Below are 16,467 nucleotides of genomic sequence, written 5' to 3' on the forward strand. Positions count from 1 at the left end.
TCATGAAATCTATTGGTATCTATGGCAAGTTGCCTGCTCATCGAGATTATGTGTTACTCAACTTGCCTGAATCTGTTGAGGCCACTTTATATGACTGGCTAGGGTCTCTTCTGTCTGAGGTACAAGCCACTATGGGCTATGAACAGTGGTTGAGTGCGTATTTAAATGCCAGCCCTTGCGGCTATGCTATAGTGTTTAAACAACCAGAACCGATGGTGTATATCGGGGTTATGATTTCCAGTGTTGATGCGGTGGGCCGTTATTTTCCATTATTGAGCGGTGTTCTGCTAAGGAATGAAGAATCCTTATCTTATTTTAATCCCATGGGGATGCAAGATCTTCTCAATAGCCTTGTTGATGAGCAGGTAACTGCACTGCATCAGCAGCAATCCATAGAGACGCTTTATCAATCCATAGTCGCTTTATTATCAAATCATTCCCTTACTCCATGGCATGAGAAACCACTAACTCACTTGCCAACCTCTGCTCAGTCAAATGACGTCATTCCTTTGCATGGCGTTGTTCAATCTTACTGGTGGGCTTTGGATCAGCCGAGCCTAGAGGTGATGTGCGCTGGTCTACCCTCGGCTGATTTTTATCAATCCCTTTTAGGCCAGGAGCCGGCAACTCATGACTGATAAACCATTTTTCTCTAATCAGGTATCCGAGACAAAAACCTATGAGTCTAGATGGATTAGCGTCGGAGAAAGTCTGGCAGGTCCAGTAAGAGCATGTAACGAAGATCGGATATACGCCGACGATGCCTTGGGCTTGTGGTGTGTTGCTGACGGTATGGGAGGTCATTCTGAAGGGGGAGTCGCAAGTAGCTTGATTACTCAATCCTTAGAAGATTTGCGCGCTGCTCAGATAGACAATATCGAAGATTTACTCAGTAAAGTAATCGATATTTTAAAAACAACGAATCAAATCATTTACTCGCTTGCCAACGAGATGTTTGAGTCCAAACAGATTATGGGGTCAACATTTGTTCTTTTGCTGTTATCCAAGGATAAAGGGTATGCGCTATGGGCGGGAGACAGTCGTCTGTATCGCATGCGGGATGTGTATTTTGAGCAAATCACGATTGATCACACGCAGTATGAGGCGCTGAGATCCCAGCATTTGCTTGATGAAATGAGCGAGTACAGTACAACAACGCATCCTGCTAGTCATATATTGACACGTGCAGTGGGGGTGAGCGAGCAGATAGAGATCGATATCCAACCCTTAGATGTTAAACGAAATGATGTTTTCTTACTTTGTACGGATGGACTTTACAACGTTATGGATCAAATGGAACTAGGTAAATTGTTGTATTACGCCGATGACTATTCCTCTGCATTGAAAACATTAATTCACACAGGAGTAGTACGTGAGACCTCTGATAACCTGAGTGCAGTGATAGTTGGAGATCGTGATGCGTAACGTCTGGTTGCTAAGTTGTATTTGTGTATTGGTGGGCTGCAATACGATTCCTGAAAAGGAGCCAGAAAGAGTCGATGAGGTCACCATTACGGACGAGGATTTGATGGAATTCTATAAGGGGTTTCATCAAGTAGGTGTGCGCTTGTTAAGCGAAAATGCCGGAGCGGGTGGACGCGCTAACCTGAGTCAGTTTTATTCGCTTTATTTCAATGAAGAACCTGAATCAGCTTTAGAATACTTAGGTATGGCGTTGTTCGCAGACCCGTTTAATGAAAACAGTCGAGTGGTTGCAGCGCAGGTTGAGTCTCAAAGCTTATTTGGTTTATTGAGCCAAGGCAATCACGAGCAAATCGAAGTCAAGACCCATCTTGTTAATGGACAGGAAAGCTTTCTCGAACTATCAAAACGTATTTATGGTACTGAGCACTACGCGGTATTGCTGCAACGTTACAACCAGGCCTTTAATGAAAACTACCCTCAGATTAGCCTTGTCCTTGCACCTGAGCTGTCATCGCTTCCGGTCATTGGTGAGCATTTGCAAAGTGTTAGGTCAGCTCGTCAAGTATCCAGAGTGGTGAGGGCAAGGTGTGAAGAGGTTCGATCTCAGCCAGTAAGCCTGCCCGTTGCGACTCCAGAGCCTGTTGCAGTTGTACCGGATGTGACCTCTACGAGTGATCGTGTTGATATTATTGTACCACCTCTCACCCCAGAGCAGTTGTATCAACAGGGCCGATCATCTTTAGCCTACCAGCGATTACGCGCGCAGAGTGAAGCTGAGCGCAATACGCGCTTATATGAACAGTTACGAGAGGAGTTGATTGACCAGCCTTATCGAGAGGGAGTCAGTCATTTTCACGATCAGGAGGTTGAGCAAGCGATTTTGCGGTTCAAGCAAGTCTTGCGCCTAGAGCCCAGCCATCAACGTGCTCAGCATTATCTGGAACGGGCGTTAAAGTTGAGTGAACGTTTAATTAACCCATAAGAGTGTTTTTAGGGGTTAAGAAAGGTGAAAGGATACAAATCCTATTTTTTAAAATTAGGGTTATTGAATGGAGTTGGATATGGACATAACAGGATTGCATAAACCTATTTCAGATGAGTTCCCACAAGGCGAGGATCTACGTTCAGGCCATTGGCGTGAAGAGGTTTATGCGTTAAAAGATTTAAGAAATCTATTGCGAAATAAAGAACGTCAAGCCCTGAGTGTTGAAGATATTTATGCAGGCTATCCGGCATGGCAGCCCTTATTCGAACGCTCAGTTTTTCTTTTAGAAAACGTCAGTAAAGATTTAGAGGTGATGGCATGGGTAATTGAGTCGGCCTTACGGCTTGATGGCTTTAAGGGCCTTTCTGAAAGCCTTAATCAATTAGAAGCGTTACTCACGCTGCATTGGCCGAATATATTTCCTAAAGATGAAGATGGGTTTGAATCAACTTTATTTCCCTTAACGGGTTTAAACGGTTTGTCTTCAGAAGGGGCTTTGATCATGCCCTTGCGAATGGCGCATTTGTTTATGGGAAGCCCAGCTATTTCATTGCTGGATTGTGTGAAAGCCTTCGAAGTATCGGAAACCAAAGACCCTCAAAAAAAGGAAGCACTTAAACAGAAGGGAATGTTGGATTATGAGTCTGTGCAAGCTCAGGTTGCAGAGCTTAGTTATGAGCGTCGGCAAGGGGCCCTGTCTTTTATAGAGCAATGTGTGGAAACATTTACTCGAATTGAACAGTTTTTGTATGAACACTGTGGTCATGAGTCTCCACCTTCGTCGCAAATTAAGGGCATATTACAGCAAGCATTCGATCGGGCTTCGCATCTTGCCGCTTTATCTGACCCCTTAGAATCCCTCGAATTACCGAATGATCTAATTGAGTCTAGACAGGAAAATCTAGAGATAGCGAGCCCTCTAGCGGCGATTAAGGCAAACCATGTCAGTATTCGAAATAGACAGGATGCCTTTATTCTCATTCGAAAACTGATTGTCTTTTTTAAAGAGACAGAACCTCATTCGCCGATTGCTTATAACTTAGAGCGTATCAATCGATGGGGGGATTTGAGCTTACCTGAACTGATCAGCGAGCTTATCACAGATGAAAATGCACGTTTGAACTTTAAAAAAATCACTGGCGTTGAAGACATCAACTAATAAGGGAATAGTAATATGAGCGATAGTATTCACAATAAACTTGAAAAAGTGCGCAAGCCTAGGGTTCACATCAAATACGATGTTGAAACAGAGGGCAAGATGGTTGAAAAGGAACTGCCTTTTGTTGTTGGGGTGATGGGGGATTTTGTTGGAAATACGTCTCAGCCTAAAAAACCTTTGTCAGAACGCAAATTTGTTCAGGTTGATCGTTACAACATGAATGATGTGATGAAAAAAATGGAACCAGGGCTGAATTTAAAGGTGAAAAATACCTTAGCAGATGATGATAGCCTGATGTCTGTTGATCTGAAATTTACCTCTATGCAGGATTTCGAACCGGGCAGTTTGGTTGAGCAAGTCGAGCCTTTAAAAAAACTACTGGATACTCGAAATAAACTGCGTGATTTGTTAACTAAGTCGGATCGTTCGGAAGAGCTAGAGTCTATTTTAGAAAGCGTCTTGCAGAGCACTGATGAAGCTGGGCGTCTCGCGTCACGTTTAAATGAAGAAAACAAGGAAGGTAATGATGAGTAGTACTAATTCACAAGCAGTATCAACGCAACAAGGTTGGTTAGATGACCAAGGCGATATACTGGACCGTGTGATTTCTGCGACTAAGCAGACCAGTGCAGATGATACGAAAGATTTGATTCGCAACCTATTGGAAGAAGTTCAAGAAGGAACGGTTGTTTGGGATCGCAATATTGCGAAAACCATTAACCAAGCAATAGCACTTATTGATAGCCGAATTTCATCGCAACTGTCCGAAATTATTCATGATGAATCCTTCAAGAAACTAGAAGGCAGCTGGCGTGGTTTAAACTATCTGGTGAACAACTCAGAGACGAGTACCAACCTTAAAATTCGTGTTCTTAATGTAACTAAACGTGAAGTGTATAAAGACTTAGATCGAGCTGTTGAATTTGATCAAAGTGACACGTTCAAAAAAGTCTACGAAAATGAATTTGGAACGCCAGGTGGTGAACCCTATGGGGCATTGATAGGTGATTTCGAATTTACCAATCATCCTGAAGACATCGAACTCTTGTCAAAAATGTCGAATGTGGCCGCCGCCGCTTTCTGCCCGTTTATTTCGGCTGCAGACAATAGTTTATTTGGTCTTGAAAGCTGGCATGAGTTGTCACGCCCAAGAGATCTTGAAAAAGTATTCGATTCAAAAGAATACAGCAAATGGCGTAGCTTTCGTGAGTCTGAAGATGCACGTTTCATTAATCTAACCTTGCCACGTACATTGGCTCGGCTTCCTTACGGTTCTGACACACGTATCGTTGAAGAGTTTAATTATGAAGAAGGAGTCACTACCCCTGAAGGTAAGGCGGGCGCACTGGCCCATGATGATTACTGCTGGATGAATGCGGCTTATGTTATGGGTGCTCGCTTAACTCACTCATTTGCAACGACCGGCTGGTGTACATCGATTCGCGGAGCGGAAGGCGGCGGAAAAGTTGAAAATTTACCCGCGCATATTTTCACCAGTGATGATGGTGATTTAGATCTAAAGTGTCCGACAGAGGTTGGCATTACAGATCGTCGAGAGTCTGAGTTGTCTAAGCTTGGCTTTTTGCCGCTGTGTCATTATAAAAACACAGATTTTGCTGTATTTTTCGGGGGGCAATCGGCCCAAAAACCACAGAAATTTGACCGTCCAGAGGCCTCTGCAAATGCCGCTATTTCAGCGCGCTTGCCTTATTTAATGGCCACGTCACGTTTTACCCATTATTTGAAAGTCATGGCTCGCGATAAAATTGGTAGTTTTATGGATGCCGATGATGTTGAAGCTTGGTTGAATCGCTGGCTTATTCAGTATGTAAATGATAACCCCAACTCAGGACCGGAGATGAAAGCCCGTTATCCATTAAAAGAGGCGCGAGTCCAAGTGACGGAGGTACCTGGGCAGCCTGGTGCCTATAATGTTGTGGCTTGGTTGCGTCCGTGGTTACAGTTAGAGGAATTGACGGTCTCTATGCGTATGGTCGCTAAGATTCCTCAGCTAGGACAAGACTGATTTAAGGGGATGAAAACATGGAGTGTACAGGGATGAGTCAGGTTGCTTTTTTAACATCGAAGCAGATGGAGTTAAGTACTTTCATTGCTGCGATTGATGATCAGATAAACCAGTTACTCCATGAAATCTTATCGCACCCGGACTTTAAAGCGTTGAAGTCTGGGTGGTATGGACTCGCCTATTTGTTAGATGAAACTGCAACTACGTCTGTGGTTGTTAGAATGTTAGACATATCTTACAAGGAGTTACTGAAAGACTTTGAGTGCTCAATGGAATTCGATCAAAGTCATATCTTTGACAAGATTTACAGTCAAGAGTTTGGCAGTGCAGGTGGAACGCCGTTTGGTGTTATGCTCTGTGACCATCAACTTCATCTTCCAACTCAAGCGGCTCTTAATACCTACATTGGGTATTTGCACTCCTTATCTCAAATAGCCGCTGCAGCCTTTTGTCCCTTTATCCTTGGTGCTAACCCTGAATTGTTAGACCTCGACTCTTTCAAAAATCTATCAGTGCGAATTAACGCTTACAACACCTATCAACAGCATAAGTTTGTTAAGTGGAATGAATTTAGAGCGCATCCCGATGCTCGATTTATCGCAATGGCCTTACCAAGGATGATGATTGATACGCCTATTCATTGGCAGTCCAAAAATGGCTTTATGCTGAATGAAACGCTTGCATCTCGTCAGACAGATGATATCACTTGGATGAGTGCGGTTTATCCGATCGGGAAAATTCTAGCCAAATGCTTTGAATCGACAGGTTGGTTGGCTGAAATCTGTGGAATGAGGTTTCACAAGGCTGCGTTGCATCCACATGTCAGCGGATTAAAAAGTTTGGTTGATGATTACCCCTGTTTACAAACAGAAACGCTGATTTACGATGAGTTGTCATTAATGCTGGCAGACATAGGTTTTATCAGCTTAACGTCGACAACAAACAGCGATCAATCAATTGTGTACTCGGCTCCTAGTCTCCACAGTCCACCCACCTTAGAGGCTAGAGTGTCGAATGAGAGTGCCAAGTATGCCGCTCAGCTTCAGTACGTTCTTTGTGTTTCACGCTTCTCGCACTACCTGAAAATTTTGATGCGAAACAAGGTGGGCAGTTTTACTTCAGCTGAAGAATGTCAGTCTTTTCTTAAAGGATGGCTGCTCAATTATACCATGTCAACGAGCGATGCTTCTGAGCATTTATTGGCTAAATATCCGTTGCGTGAAGTGGATGTTAAGGTGTTTGAGCTTGCTGGACAGGCGGGAGTGTTTAAATGTGCTGTGAAACTATCACCGCATTACCAACTGGAATGTGTTGAGACAGAAGTGTTTTTCTCAACTGATATTTCGAAACCTATTTAACGCGTTATCACATCCAGCAACAGAGGACGTTCATGTCGCAGACGTTTTTAACCAGCTTTTTTGATGATGATTCTGACCAGTTAGTCGAACAGGCTCTGTCCCCGAGGCAGCAAGCTCAAGCATACATAGATTCCGTTTTGTCGGATGTTGATCGATTGTTGAACTCGAAAATGAACATAGAGTTTTACGAGTCCGTTGCATTTGATCAATTGCTCAGCTTTGGTGTCGTTGATTTTTCAACGATTAACATCGCTTCAAAAGAGAGCTTAGAGCACCTGCGTCAAGTACTGATTAAAACGCTTGCTACGAACGAGCCACGCTTAACGGGTGTGAAAGTGGCCATCAAAGAGTCGGCTTTTAGCCAGGCACAAATAGCTTTTCAAATTGATGCGATGCTTCTTCTCAGCGATGGGGCCGAGCTGATCATGTTTAATGCGGCGTTCGTTCCTGTAGTGAAAAGGTTTAGGCTTAGTCGATCATGATGAAAAAAGAACTTATTGATTACTATCAAAAAGAATTGCATTACCTTGAACGTGTTGGGCAGACCTTCTCTCAAAAATACCCAAAAATCGCGCATCGATTGCAAATGACGGATCAAGGGGGGCGTGATCCACATGTTGAGCGCCTGATTCAAGCGACGGCACTGCTGAATGCTCGTATACGAGCCAAGCTTGAAGATGATTATCCTGAGCTCACTCAATCAGTATTTGATCTGATTTATCCGCATTATTTAAAACCAATACCTAGCCATTCGGTTGTTTGCTTCGATCCCGACCTCGAGACGTCAGCGCCAGTGAGCATTCCACGAGGTAGTGCGTTAGATAGCAGTGCTTCTGAAATGAAAAGCTGTCGTTTTACCACACTCTATGACGTCGATGTGTTGCCACTCAGACTCTGTCGGGCCTCTTTGCAATCGGCCCCTTTTGATGCTCCTCAAATTGCGCAGCTTCAACAGATTTCTGGTTTATTGCATCTCGAATTTGACCTAGGAAGTTTGGATTTTCAATCGTTAGACTCAATGCCACTAGAACGAGTGCGTGTGTATTTGAATGCACCTAAGCATATTGCGTATCCTCTTTACGAGTTGCTGTTTAACCAGGTCCATTCATGGGTGATGGCTGAGTCAGAAGTAGACGTTCGGCCTATCAGTCTGGATTTATCAGGTATACAAGCTGTGGGTTTTAAAGATGAAGAAGCGGCGTGGGCGTACTCAGAGCAGTCTTCACCCGGCTATCGGTTATTGTCGGAGTTTTTTGTTTTTCCTGAAAAATTTCTATTTTTTGAACTCGATCTTTCTGCATTGCGACACATGCAACTTAAGACGAAGCGCTTTAGTCTGTTCTTTTATCTTAAGAGTGCTTACGACGAAATCGCGCCTCACGTCAAGGCATCGCATTTTCAACTCTACGCCACGCCAATTATCAACCTTTATTCACAATTGGCAGAGAATGTTCGTCTCACCCATACGCGCACGTCTTATCCAGTTGTGGCTGATTCAAGAGATCCGGAGGCTGTGCAGATCTATTCAGTAAAAACAGCTACCCTTTCCAGTGATCAAAGCGCGCCTGTACGGCTAAAACGTTTTTTTGACTTCGATGCGAGTCTCGATATTGATGATTTAAGTCGTCCCTTTTGGCATTTGCACCAAGAGACGTCAACGAGTGAATCGCAGGGAGTCGAGTTGTCGATATCACTGCATAATCTTCCGCTTGATATCCTAACGAAGGATACGACTCTTCTGTTTTTAGACTGCTTAGTTACGAATGGAAACTGCCCTCATCAACTATGGAAATCTGGCAAACTCAAAGAGTTAGAGTTAGCGGAAATTAAGCCTGGTATTGAAAAGGCAAGAACACTTTTGGCTTTTAAGCCCGCGAGTTTTGATCATCAAAAGGGACAGCATTGGAAGTTAATATCTCACCTTAACCTGAACTATTTGAGTCTAAGTAAAGAAGGAACAGCAGGGCGTGTGTTAAAAGAAATCCTATCGCTCTATGATTTCAAGAACAGTCCTGAGACACGGAAAATGATTGATAGTTTGTCGGTAGCATCTGTCGATATGGAAATGAGACGTGTTGTATCTGCATCGGGAGTCTTTTTTTTCTGCCGGGGACATCGTTTTCATGTAAAGCTTGATGCTCATGATTTTCCGGGCGCGAGCGCATTTCTCTTTTGCTCAGTGCTTGACCGATTTTTGGCGCTGTATACTCAAATTAACTCCTTTACTCAATTAGATGTCAGCTTCAACCAGCATGAGGAGTGCGTCTACTCCTGGCCGCCAAGGACGGGTGATCAATGTTTGATTTAAGTTTTTATTTGCGCTATCGCCCAGTAGAGTATGATTTTTATCAGTTTATACGTCTTGCAGAATGTGTATATGCTGAGATAAACGGCCCTAACCCTGGATTTGCACCCTCTGATCAGCCATTAGAGGATGAGTTTATTCGGTTTTCTCAGGTTTCAGAATTGTGCTTTCGAACGCAGAGCGTGCATGAAGTTAAAGTAGAGTCAGAGCAGCCAAAACAACTTCATCTATTGGTCAGTGCTTTCGGACTTTATGGTGCGAATGGAGTGTTACCTCCTTTTTATACCGAACTTATTCAGCAGCGAGCTAGGCAAGGAGATTCTGCCTTAAAGTCGTTTTTAGATGCTGTTAACAGCCGTACCCTAAGTTTTCTTCTAGCGGCTTGGAATCGGAATCGATATCCCTTTATTCATGAGAGGCGGCAACGGCTTGCTCAAAATTCGTCTTTTCGTGGAGAAGACCTTATTGCTGGTTTTGCAGGAGCTCATTCTCATCTCATTGAAAATGAGCCTATTCTAAATCAAATATCAAATTTTTTTTGTGGCTATTTTTCACACCAGCGAAAAACTCTCGTTGGCTTGAATGCAATATTAACTAAGGTCATTGGTGTTCGTGTCCAAACAACACAATTTTATGCCCAGTATTACTCTTTATCTAAATCTGAGCGTAACCAGTTAGGAAAGAAATCAGTATGCTTAGGGCAAGACTGTGTTTTAGGTGCAGAGATCATGGATGGTAATCGAAGCGTATTGATTACAACTGAACCACTTGATTATCAAGTGTTTGAGTCTTTGCAGCCAGATGCTATTTTATATCAGAGAGTCTTTAATGTATGTCTGCAGTATTTAGGTATCGGTTATGATGTTTCATTACAACCCATTCTTAAAGCGAAAGAAGTTCCTCCTTTAAATTTAACAAATAAAAGGGTTACCAACCCAATTAGATTAGGCTATAATTCATGGCTCAAAAATAAGACGCATGCATCGGATGCTGCTAACGTAGTCTTTATGTTAGCAAATTAACTTTAGGGAATGAGTTGAGAAATGGAGTCATTAGGACGATACCAGCTTATAAGGATGTTAGGTGAAGGCGCCATGTCACAGGTGTATCTGGCGTATGACCCTAAACTCCAGCGAGAGTTGGCTATTAAACTCTTGAAGCCTGAATTTTCTCATGAAAATCAGCGAGTTGATTTATTTCTAAACGAGATACAACTATCGGGTCGGCTGCATCATCCCAATATTGTTTCGATCTTTGATATTGGTCAAATCGATCAATTACATTTTATATTAATGCAATATTTTGCATCTCAGAACTTAGAATCTTGGCTGATCGATAATCCAGACCCACCTATAGAAAAGTTACTTGATATTGTATCACAGCTACTTAAAGCGATTGAACATGCGCACTCAAAAGGCATTTACCATCGTGATATAAAGCCAAGTAATATATTAATTAATGAAGAGGGTCATGTTCAGCTTACCGATTTTGGTGTAGCATATTTCAATGAGTCAGATGCAATAGAGGATGCCTTTGTCGTGGGTACACCTCTATATATGGCACCAGAACAATTAAAGGGCGAAGTCCCTACCGTTCAGAGTGATTTATATTCAATTGGTGTTTTGATTTATTATTTAGTGTTTGGGAAGTTGCCCTTCCAAGCAAGTACGCTAAAAGATTTAGATGCACTGATTCAAGAGTCTGATGTTGATCTTGGCTCTAAGCAAATTCCTCCGACACTTAAAAAAATAATTCGAAAGCTGCTTCACAAAAATCCTGCATTCAGGTATCGATCTGCAACGGAACTACTAAAACAAGTTGAAGCGTTACGCGTAGAAATTAAAACAAAGAGCCAATCCTTTTTTAATATAAAAATGAGCACAACTTGGCGCCATACTTGCCTGATTACCAGTGCTATCGGACTTTTGTGTGCCGTCTTGCTTTATTTTACGTTAAGTCAATTAACGAGTAGTTTGCAAAGTACTTTGATTGCTTATGGTGATATGTACGTATCGCAGATGCATGACCACCTTTCCGAACCTGTATTGTTAGACGACAGGGACTCTATGAATGCCATTATCAATCGTTTTTCAAGTGCAGATGAAATTGTTTACCTTCATCTACTTGATAATAAAGGTATTATTATAGCCTCTACCGATGCAGAGCTTGTCGGCAATCCGCGATCTTTTCCTGAAGGAGTGGTTAGGCTCACCTCACCCTCTAGAAATGATGTATATCATTATCGATTAGGTGAATCAAACGCTGATTTGTATTTGTTTTCAACTCAAATTGACTATGCGCAAAGGACGCTAGGGCGTATACAAGTAGGGATTCAACCCAGTCAAATTAAGCATATAGCGAATAAAACATTAACCTATTTGATTGGTTTTGTTGTGTTAATTTGCCTACTGGTAACCTCCGTGCTGTATTTGGTCTATAAAAACTTCTTCAATAAAGTTCAGTCTGTGAGTTCAGCGATACAAAGTCTCTATGCAGGAAATTTTTACACGCGCTTGCCTGTTGATTCCTCTGAAGAAGTTGGTGCTCTGAATATGCAGTTTAATGATCTTGCCGAGCAGTTAGAGAATTTTTTTGAGAATAGTCTGAATCTAGAAACATCAAATCGGTCTCCAAGGGCGAAAGAGAGTTCTCAAGCTGTTCAGGATGAAACCGCTCCTGAAATAGCCGTAGATAAAACCGTGATCATCAACCTCGATAAAGGGAATTAAATATGGATGCAAGGGCTTTGATTGGTAAACTCTCGGATACAGCACGCCAAGGTGTTGAGACGGCGGCCTCTGTCGCGGTCGGACATCGGCATTATTCCGTGGAGCTTGAGCATTTAGTGATTGGTTTGCTGCGGACTGAAACCAATACCTTAGCCATCTTGTTAGCCCCTTATCAGTTGAATGCAACGCTAATGATCGAAGCCATGGAGCATTCCATCGCTCACTTTGATCAAGGCAATCACCATGCACCATCATTTTCTTCACAAGTCATTGATGTGTTTAAAAAAGCTTGGATGCTTTCTAGCTTAGAGTATGGTTTACCAGCTATTTCTTCTGCAGCCTGCCTCGTTGTTTTATTTCGAGAGGAGTCTCTGCGTTTATTGATGCTCTCCCGCTGTCGTTTTCTAGAAAAGGTGGATTTAGATCGAATTGTGAGAGAAGGGCAATGGCTTGCGCGGCAAGAGTTAGAGCAAACTTCGTCAATTGATCCAGAGGTACCCGTTGCAGAAAATGACTCAATTAATATGCCGGGACTGCCAAAAAAAGCATCAGCGTTGGAACGATATACCCTAGATCTCACTGAGCGGGCGCGTGCTGGTGAAATAGACCCTGTCACAGGGCGAGAATCCGAAGTGCGACAAGTCATTGATATTCTGTGTCGCCGTCGACAAAACAATCCATTACTGGCGGGTGAGGCTGGTGTTGGTAAAACGGCCATTGTTGAAGGCTTGGCGCTGCGTATTGTTGCCGGACAAGTGCCTGATTCTTTAAAACAAGTTGTCATCAGAGTCTTGGACTTAACCCTCTTGCAAGCTGGAGCGGGTGTCCGAGGAGAGTTTGAGCAACGTTTGAAGTCTGTTGTTGAAGAGGTTAAACAATCATCGGTGCCGGTGATCTTGTTTATTGATGAAGCACATACGTTGGTTGGTGCTGGTGGATCTAACGGACAGGGTGATGCTGCCAATATTTTAAAGCCAGCGTTAGCACGTGGTGAGTTAAGAACATTAGCAGCAACCACTTGGGCGGAGTATAAAGGGTTTTTTGAAAAAGATGCGGCGCTCACTCGACGTTTTCAGGTGGTTAAAGTCGAAGAGCCGTCGATTGAGGTTGCTTGTGCAATGTTGCGAGCGGTTGCCAGTCGATTTGAAACACACCATGGAGTTGTTGTGTTAGCCGAGGCGATAGAGGCAGCCGTAACACTTAGCAAGCGCTATATTAGTGGTCGACAGCTTCCTGATGTCGGTATTTCATTGTTGGATACGGCTTGTTCGCGGGTGAGTATGCAGTATCAGCGTCATCCTTCTATTCTTGAAGACCTGCAGGGTGAAATGGAAGCGCTGCGAGTCCAAGTGCAGCGCCTTGAGCGTGAGCAGGTCCTGTATGGTACAGAGCAGCAAGCACTTGCGGGTTTAAATGAAACCCTGGCACATTTAGAAATACGTGAAACTGAAATTCTACAGCGCTGGCATGATGAGCGTACGCGTGTTGATCGTATTATTTCAATTCGCAACTCGTTGCTGGAAGATGGGCAGGAGAAGGCATCACTGTTGAAAGAGTTGAATCACCTGCAAAATGAATTGAACGAGATTCAGGGTGAAGCTCCATTGGTTCGTCCTCATGTTGATAAACAAGTTGTTTCAGAGGTTGTTTCAGCCTGGACGGGCATACCTGCGGGCAAAATGCTATCGGATGAACTCGTGAGAGTGATGTCTCTACGCCAAGAGTTAGGGAAACGTATTATTGGACAAGATCATGCATTAGATCGTGTCAGCGAAAGTATTCGTGTTTCCAAAGCCGGACTGGCCGATCCGAATCAGCCGCTAGCCGTGTTTATGTTTTGTGGAACGAGTGGTGTTGGTAAAACTGAAACCGCGCTTGCACTGGCTGATTTGATTTATGGAGGCGAACAAAACCTAACGGTCATTAACCTATCAGAATATAAAGAAGAACATAAAGTATCCTTGTTGATGGGTGCCCCGCCGGGATATGTCGGTTACGGGGAAGGTGGAGTGTTAACAGAAGCCGTCAGACGCAAACCTTACAGCGTGATTTTGTTAGATGAAGTTGAAAAGGCTCACCCAAGTATCCAAGATATATTTTATCAAGTGTTTGATAAAGGGATGTTAAAAGATGGGGAAGGACGTGATATCGATTTTCGCAATACGTTAATTATCATGACCTCCAATGCGGGCACAGAAACACTTTCTGCTTGGCATCATGACTCGGAAGCGGATCAGGATTTAGCCAGCATTGATCGCTTGATCAAACCCGAATTGCTGCACTATTTCAAGCCTGCTTTCTTAGGACGTATTAGCATTGTTCCGTATTTACCGCTGCGGGATGAGGCGATGCAAGGAATCGTGGCACTGCAGTTAGATCGGGTGGTTCAGCGCATGCACATGGAGCATGGCATTGAGTTACGGTACGGTGCTGATGTTGTCAATGCTATCGTTTCTCGCTGTCAAGAAGTGGACACGGGTGCGAGAAATGCTATCCACATTATTAAGAAACAACTTTTGCCACAACTTTCATTGGCCATATTGAATCACCTTGGTAGCGGTGTTGAGCTAACTTCCTTGCTGATTTTGGTAGATGATCATGGGCAGTTGGGTCTTTCTGTGAATGGGGGTTCTCAATGAAGACTCGTTGGCTAAGTATGGTATGGATAGCGCTATCTATATCAGGTTTTGCAGGTGCAGATACGACCTTGATCTCGGCAAAGGATATTAAACACAATTTTAGATTTGCGTTACCTGAGAACTATCAACCGATGGGTATGCAATCGCATCCACGTTATCACGGTAATGTGTTGGTGTGGGCTCCCGTTCAGTCGGCATCTCAGTTGAATCAATTCAGACAACTGCGTTTACTTGTCCTGACTGATTCAGCTGCCAGTCAAGGTTACGACTCGAACATTCAAGGATTGAGAGCCTATGCACAATCCATTTTGCAGACCTTAGAGGCTGGATGTGATCCGAACTCAATACACCTCACCGCTCAGGTTAAAGTTAATCGGGGTGTAGCATTTGATTGGCGTCAGACCTGTGTTAGCGGGGAAGGAGGTACTGCTTATCGAGTTGAACAAGGCCGCTTATTTATGTCCGAACTGGGTGTATTTGGATTAAGTCAGTTTGGCTACAGTACACGTCAGATTAATCAGGTTCCAGAAGCGGATCGGAACTGGTTTGCAAAGTTCTCTTTTAACTCGGATTTTTGTCATCATCAGATGGATTGTGGGCACGAAGGATACTTTCAAGAGGTCATCACGCTTCAATCTGATCAATAGTAAAGATTCAACATATGTTAATCCCATTGCTAGGCAAGTCCTTAGCAATAGAAGGATCTATAGGTGAAAAATAACTCCGCTCTGTAATGCAAATCGCACGACAGGGTGGGTTTTAGGAGGGATACATGTTGTGAGTAGTCGTGTATCTGTTATCAATGACGTTACTGACTCATAAATGAGTACAAGTAACACCATTTTAAATGTGAAACTATAAGGATGTTTACATGGCTATATATTTAAAGATTGACGGTTTGGCAGGTGATGTAACTGAATCCACTCATAAAAATTGGGTTGAGTGTGATTCGATGAACTGGAATGTTAGTCGTACCCTGTCCACTAAAACAGGCCAAGGTAAAGATCGTGAGTCTACTTCTCCTCACATCAGTGAAATTACCCTGACTACAAAAATGGATAAAACGTCCCCAGTTTTTTTCTCTGAAGCCTGTGTTGGCCAAGGGAAAACAGCGCTGATCCATTTGGTGCAGACAAGTCCGAATGGTGTAGAAACCTATATGGAATATACACTTACGAATACACTTGTAAGTGGGTACAGTGTTTCGGCGGATGAAGACAATCGCCCTCAGGAGTCTATTACGCTCAACTTTACTAAGATTGAGATGAAGTACACGCCATGGAATGAAGCACATCGTCCAGAAGGCAGCGTACCAGCGGGCTACGACATCGCGTTGGGCATCAAGCTTTAATCAATTGGCTCTAGCGTGCGTCTATTGACGTGACATAGATAGATGCACAATAGAATACATGAAAGGTTTTGGAGCTTAGGTTTCAAAGCCTTTATTAAAGATGTGGTTATTTATATATGACCGATATTGTCGAGAGAGAATCTTCATAATAGAACAGCTCTAAGCGATAGGAATGAAACCCTTCTATCGTATCAGCTCTATCACGAATTAGGGATGAAGCTAACAGAGCTCTTCGACATAGAGCAATCTTTATGGGAGGCTTTTCGTGATGCAAGTTGCGTTAGAGAAGCATTTGAAATAGAACGTAGCTCAATAGTGTACTTGACTACTGTAAATCGCTGTAAAATAAACCTTAATAAAGCAAGAACAGAGTATATTAATTTAGTTATGTTATTTAGTTGATCTTAAAGAGTGATGTCTCAATTTTGAAGCACCGTTTTACCCAGTCTGACAATAACCCAGTAATTTAAAATCATCGTTGATGGTTGTC

At 43.1% G+C, this 16,467-nt stretch carries 15 protein-coding genes; all 15 read left to right on the forward strand.

The window, feature by feature from the left end:
- The first annotated feature begins 2 nt into the window (after positions 1 to 2).
- The 15 genes from tagF to DN062_RS19190 all read left to right on the forward strand — a co-directional run bounded on the left by tagF (position 3) and on the right by DN062_RS19190 (position 16,379).
- Positions 3 to 638, forward strand: a complete 636-nt coding sequence (gene tagF / locus DN062_RS06090) for a type VI secretion system-associated protein TagF (RefSeq protein ID WP_112158424.1) — start codon at positions 3 to 5, stop codon at positions 636 to 638.
- Entirely contained in the window at positions 631 to 1,425 is a 795-nt protein-coding gene (locus DN062_RS06095; protein ID WP_112158425.1) for a PP2C family protein-serine/threonine phosphatase, read from the forward strand. Before tagF ends, DN062_RS06095 begins: the two co-directional genes overlap by 8 nt.
- Positions 1,418 to 2,407 (forward strand): hypothetical protein, encoded by a 990-nt coding sequence (locus DN062_RS06100; protein ID WP_112158426.1) that lies wholly within the window; start codon positions 1,418 to 1,420, stop codon positions 2,405 to 2,407. Before DN062_RS06095 ends, DN062_RS06100 begins: the two co-directional genes overlap by 8 nt.
- A gap of 79 nt (positions 2,408 to 2,486) precedes the next feature.
- Complete coding sequence (gene tssA, locus DN062_RS06105; RefSeq protein ID WP_162301255.1) at positions 2,487 to 3,569, forward strand: type VI secretion system protein TssA; 1,083 nt, start codon at positions 2,487 to 2,489, stop codon at positions 3,567 to 3,569.
- Positions 3,570 to 3,584: 15 nt separating this feature from the next.
- On the forward strand, positions 3,585 to 4,103 hold the full coding sequence (tssB, locus tag DN062_RS06110; protein ID WP_112158428.1) for a type VI secretion system contractile sheath small subunit: 519 nt from the start codon (positions 3,585 to 3,587) through the stop codon (positions 4,101 to 4,103).
- Positions 4,096 to 5,595 (forward strand): type VI secretion system contractile sheath large subunit, encoded by a 1,500-nt coding sequence (tssC, locus tag DN062_RS06115; RefSeq protein ID WP_112158429.1) that lies wholly within the window; start codon positions 4,096 to 4,098, stop codon positions 5,593 to 5,595. Before tssB ends, tssC (DN062_RS06115) begins: the two co-directional genes overlap by 8 nt.
- Positions 5,596 to 5,627: 32 nt before the next feature.
- Positions 5,628 to 6,953 (forward strand): type VI secretion system contractile sheath large subunit, encoded by a 1,326-nt coding sequence (gene tssC, locus DN062_RS06120; RefSeq protein ID WP_205126669.1) that lies wholly within the window; start codon positions 5,628 to 5,630, stop codon positions 6,951 to 6,953.
- A 32-nt stretch (positions 6,954 to 6,985) separates the two neighbouring features.
- Complete coding sequence (gene tssE, locus DN062_RS06125) at positions 6,986 to 7,435, forward strand: type VI secretion system baseplate subunit TssE (protein ID WP_112158431.1); 450 nt, start codon at positions 6,986 to 6,988, stop codon at positions 7,433 to 7,435.
- The gene (gene tssF, locus DN062_RS06130; RefSeq protein WP_112158432.1) at positions 7,432 to 9,261 is read left to right on the forward strand and encodes a type VI secretion system baseplate subunit TssF; all 1,830 of its coding nucleotides are present in this window, start codon (positions 7,432 to 7,434) and stop codon (positions 9,259 to 9,261) included. The genes tssE and tssF overlap by 4 nt, the downstream gene beginning before the upstream one ends.
- Positions 9,249 to 10,280: a type VI secretion system baseplate subunit TssG gene (gene tssG / locus DN062_RS06135; protein WP_112158433.1), complete on the forward strand. Its 1,032-nt coding sequence runs from the start codon at positions 9,249 to 9,251 to the stop codon at positions 10,278 to 10,280. Before tssF ends, tssG begins: the two co-directional genes overlap by 13 nt.
- A 21-nt stretch (positions 10,281 to 10,301) precedes the next feature.
- Positions 10,302 to 11,987, forward strand: a complete 1,686-nt coding sequence (locus DN062_RS06140) for a serine/threonine protein kinase (protein WP_112158434.1) — start codon at positions 10,302 to 10,304, stop codon at positions 11,985 to 11,987.
- Positions 11,988 to 11,989: 2 nt separating this feature from the next.
- Positions 11,990 to 14,626, forward strand: coding sequence for a type VI secretion system ATPase TssH (gene tssH, locus DN062_RS06145; RefSeq protein ID WP_112158435.1), 2,637 nt, complete (start codon positions 11,990 to 11,992; stop codon positions 14,624 to 14,626).
- Entirely contained in the window at positions 14,623 to 15,273 is a 651-nt protein-coding gene (locus DN062_RS06150) for a hypothetical protein (protein WP_112158436.1), read from the forward strand. Before tssH ends, DN062_RS06150 begins: the two co-directional genes overlap by 4 nt.
- Before the next feature lie 224 nt (positions 15,274 to 15,497).
- Positions 15,498 to 15,977 carry an Hcp family type VI secretion system effector gene (locus tag DN062_RS06155; protein WP_112158437.1) on the forward strand — a complete coding sequence of 160 codons (480 nt, stop codon included), beginning with the start codon at positions 15,498 to 15,500 and terminating at the stop codon, positions 15,975 to 15,977.
- Positions 15,978 to 16,190: 213 nt separating this feature from the next.
- Positions 16,191 to 16,379 carry a lysozyme inhibitor LprI family protein gene (locus DN062_RS19190; RefSeq protein WP_112158438.1) on the forward strand — a complete coding sequence of 63 codons (189 nt, stop codon included), beginning with the start codon at positions 16,191 to 16,193 and terminating at the stop codon, positions 16,377 to 16,379.
- Positions 16,380 to 16,467: the final 88 nt, after the last annotated feature.

This window comes from Nitrincola tibetensis (assembly GCF_003284585.1).
In the GTDB taxonomy this organism is placed as follows: domain Bacteria; phylum Pseudomonadota; class Gammaproteobacteria; order Pseudomonadales; family Balneatricaceae; genus Nitrincola; species Nitrincola tibetensis.

Excerpts from the sequence above, each read along its gene's own strand:
- tagF (WP_112158424.1), top strand. The coding sequence starts at position 3 with ATGAAATCTATTGGTATCTATGGCAAGTTGCCTGCTCATCGAGATTAT.
- DN062_RS06095 (WP_112158425.1), top strand. The coding sequence starts at position 631 with ATGACTGATAAACCATTTTTCTCTAATCAGGTATCCGAGACAAAAACC.
- DN062_RS06100 (WP_112158426.1), top strand. The coding sequence starts at position 1,418 with ATGCGTAACGTCTGGTTGCTAAGTTGTATTTGTGTATTGGTGGGCTGC.
- tssA (WP_162301255.1), top strand. The coding sequence starts at position 2,487 with ATGGACATAACAGGATTGCATAAACCTATTTCAGATGAGTTCCCACAA.
- tssB (WP_112158428.1), top strand. The coding sequence starts at position 3,585 with ATGAGCGATAGTATTCACAATAAACTTGAAAAAGTGCGCAAGCCTAGG.
- tssC (WP_112158429.1), top strand. The coding sequence starts at position 4,096 with ATGAGTAGTACTAATTCACAAGCAGTATCAACGCAACAAGGTTGGTTA.
- tssC (WP_205126669.1), top strand. The coding sequence starts at position 5,628 with ATGAGTCAGGTTGCTTTTTTAACATCGAAGCAGATGGAGTTAAGTACT.
- tssE (WP_112158431.1), top strand. The coding sequence starts at position 6,986 with ATGTCGCAGACGTTTTTAACCAGCTTTTTTGATGATGATTCTGACCAG.
- tssF (WP_112158432.1), top strand. The coding sequence starts at position 7,432 with ATGATGAAAAAAGAACTTATTGATTACTATCAAAAAGAATTGCATTAC.
- tssG (WP_112158433.1), top strand. The coding sequence starts at position 9,249 with ATGTTTGATTTAAGTTTTTATTTGCGCTATCGCCCAGTAGAGTATGAT.
- DN062_RS06140 (WP_112158434.1), top strand. The coding sequence starts at position 10,302 with ATGGAGTCATTAGGACGATACCAGCTTATAAGGATGTTAGGTGAAGGC.
- tssH (WP_112158435.1), top strand. The coding sequence starts at position 11,990 with ATGGATGCAAGGGCTTTGATTGGTAAACTCTCGGATACAGCACGCCAA.
- DN062_RS06150 (WP_112158436.1), top strand. The coding sequence starts at position 14,623 with ATGAAGACTCGTTGGCTAAGTATGGTATGGATAGCGCTATCTATATCA.
- DN062_RS06155 (WP_112158437.1), top strand. The coding sequence starts at position 15,498 with ATGGCTATATATTTAAAGATTGACGGTTTGGCAGGTGATGTAACTGAA.
- DN062_RS19190 (WP_112158438.1), top strand. The coding sequence starts at position 16,191 with ATGAAGCTAACAGAGCTCTTCGACATAGAGCAATCTTTATGGGAGGCT.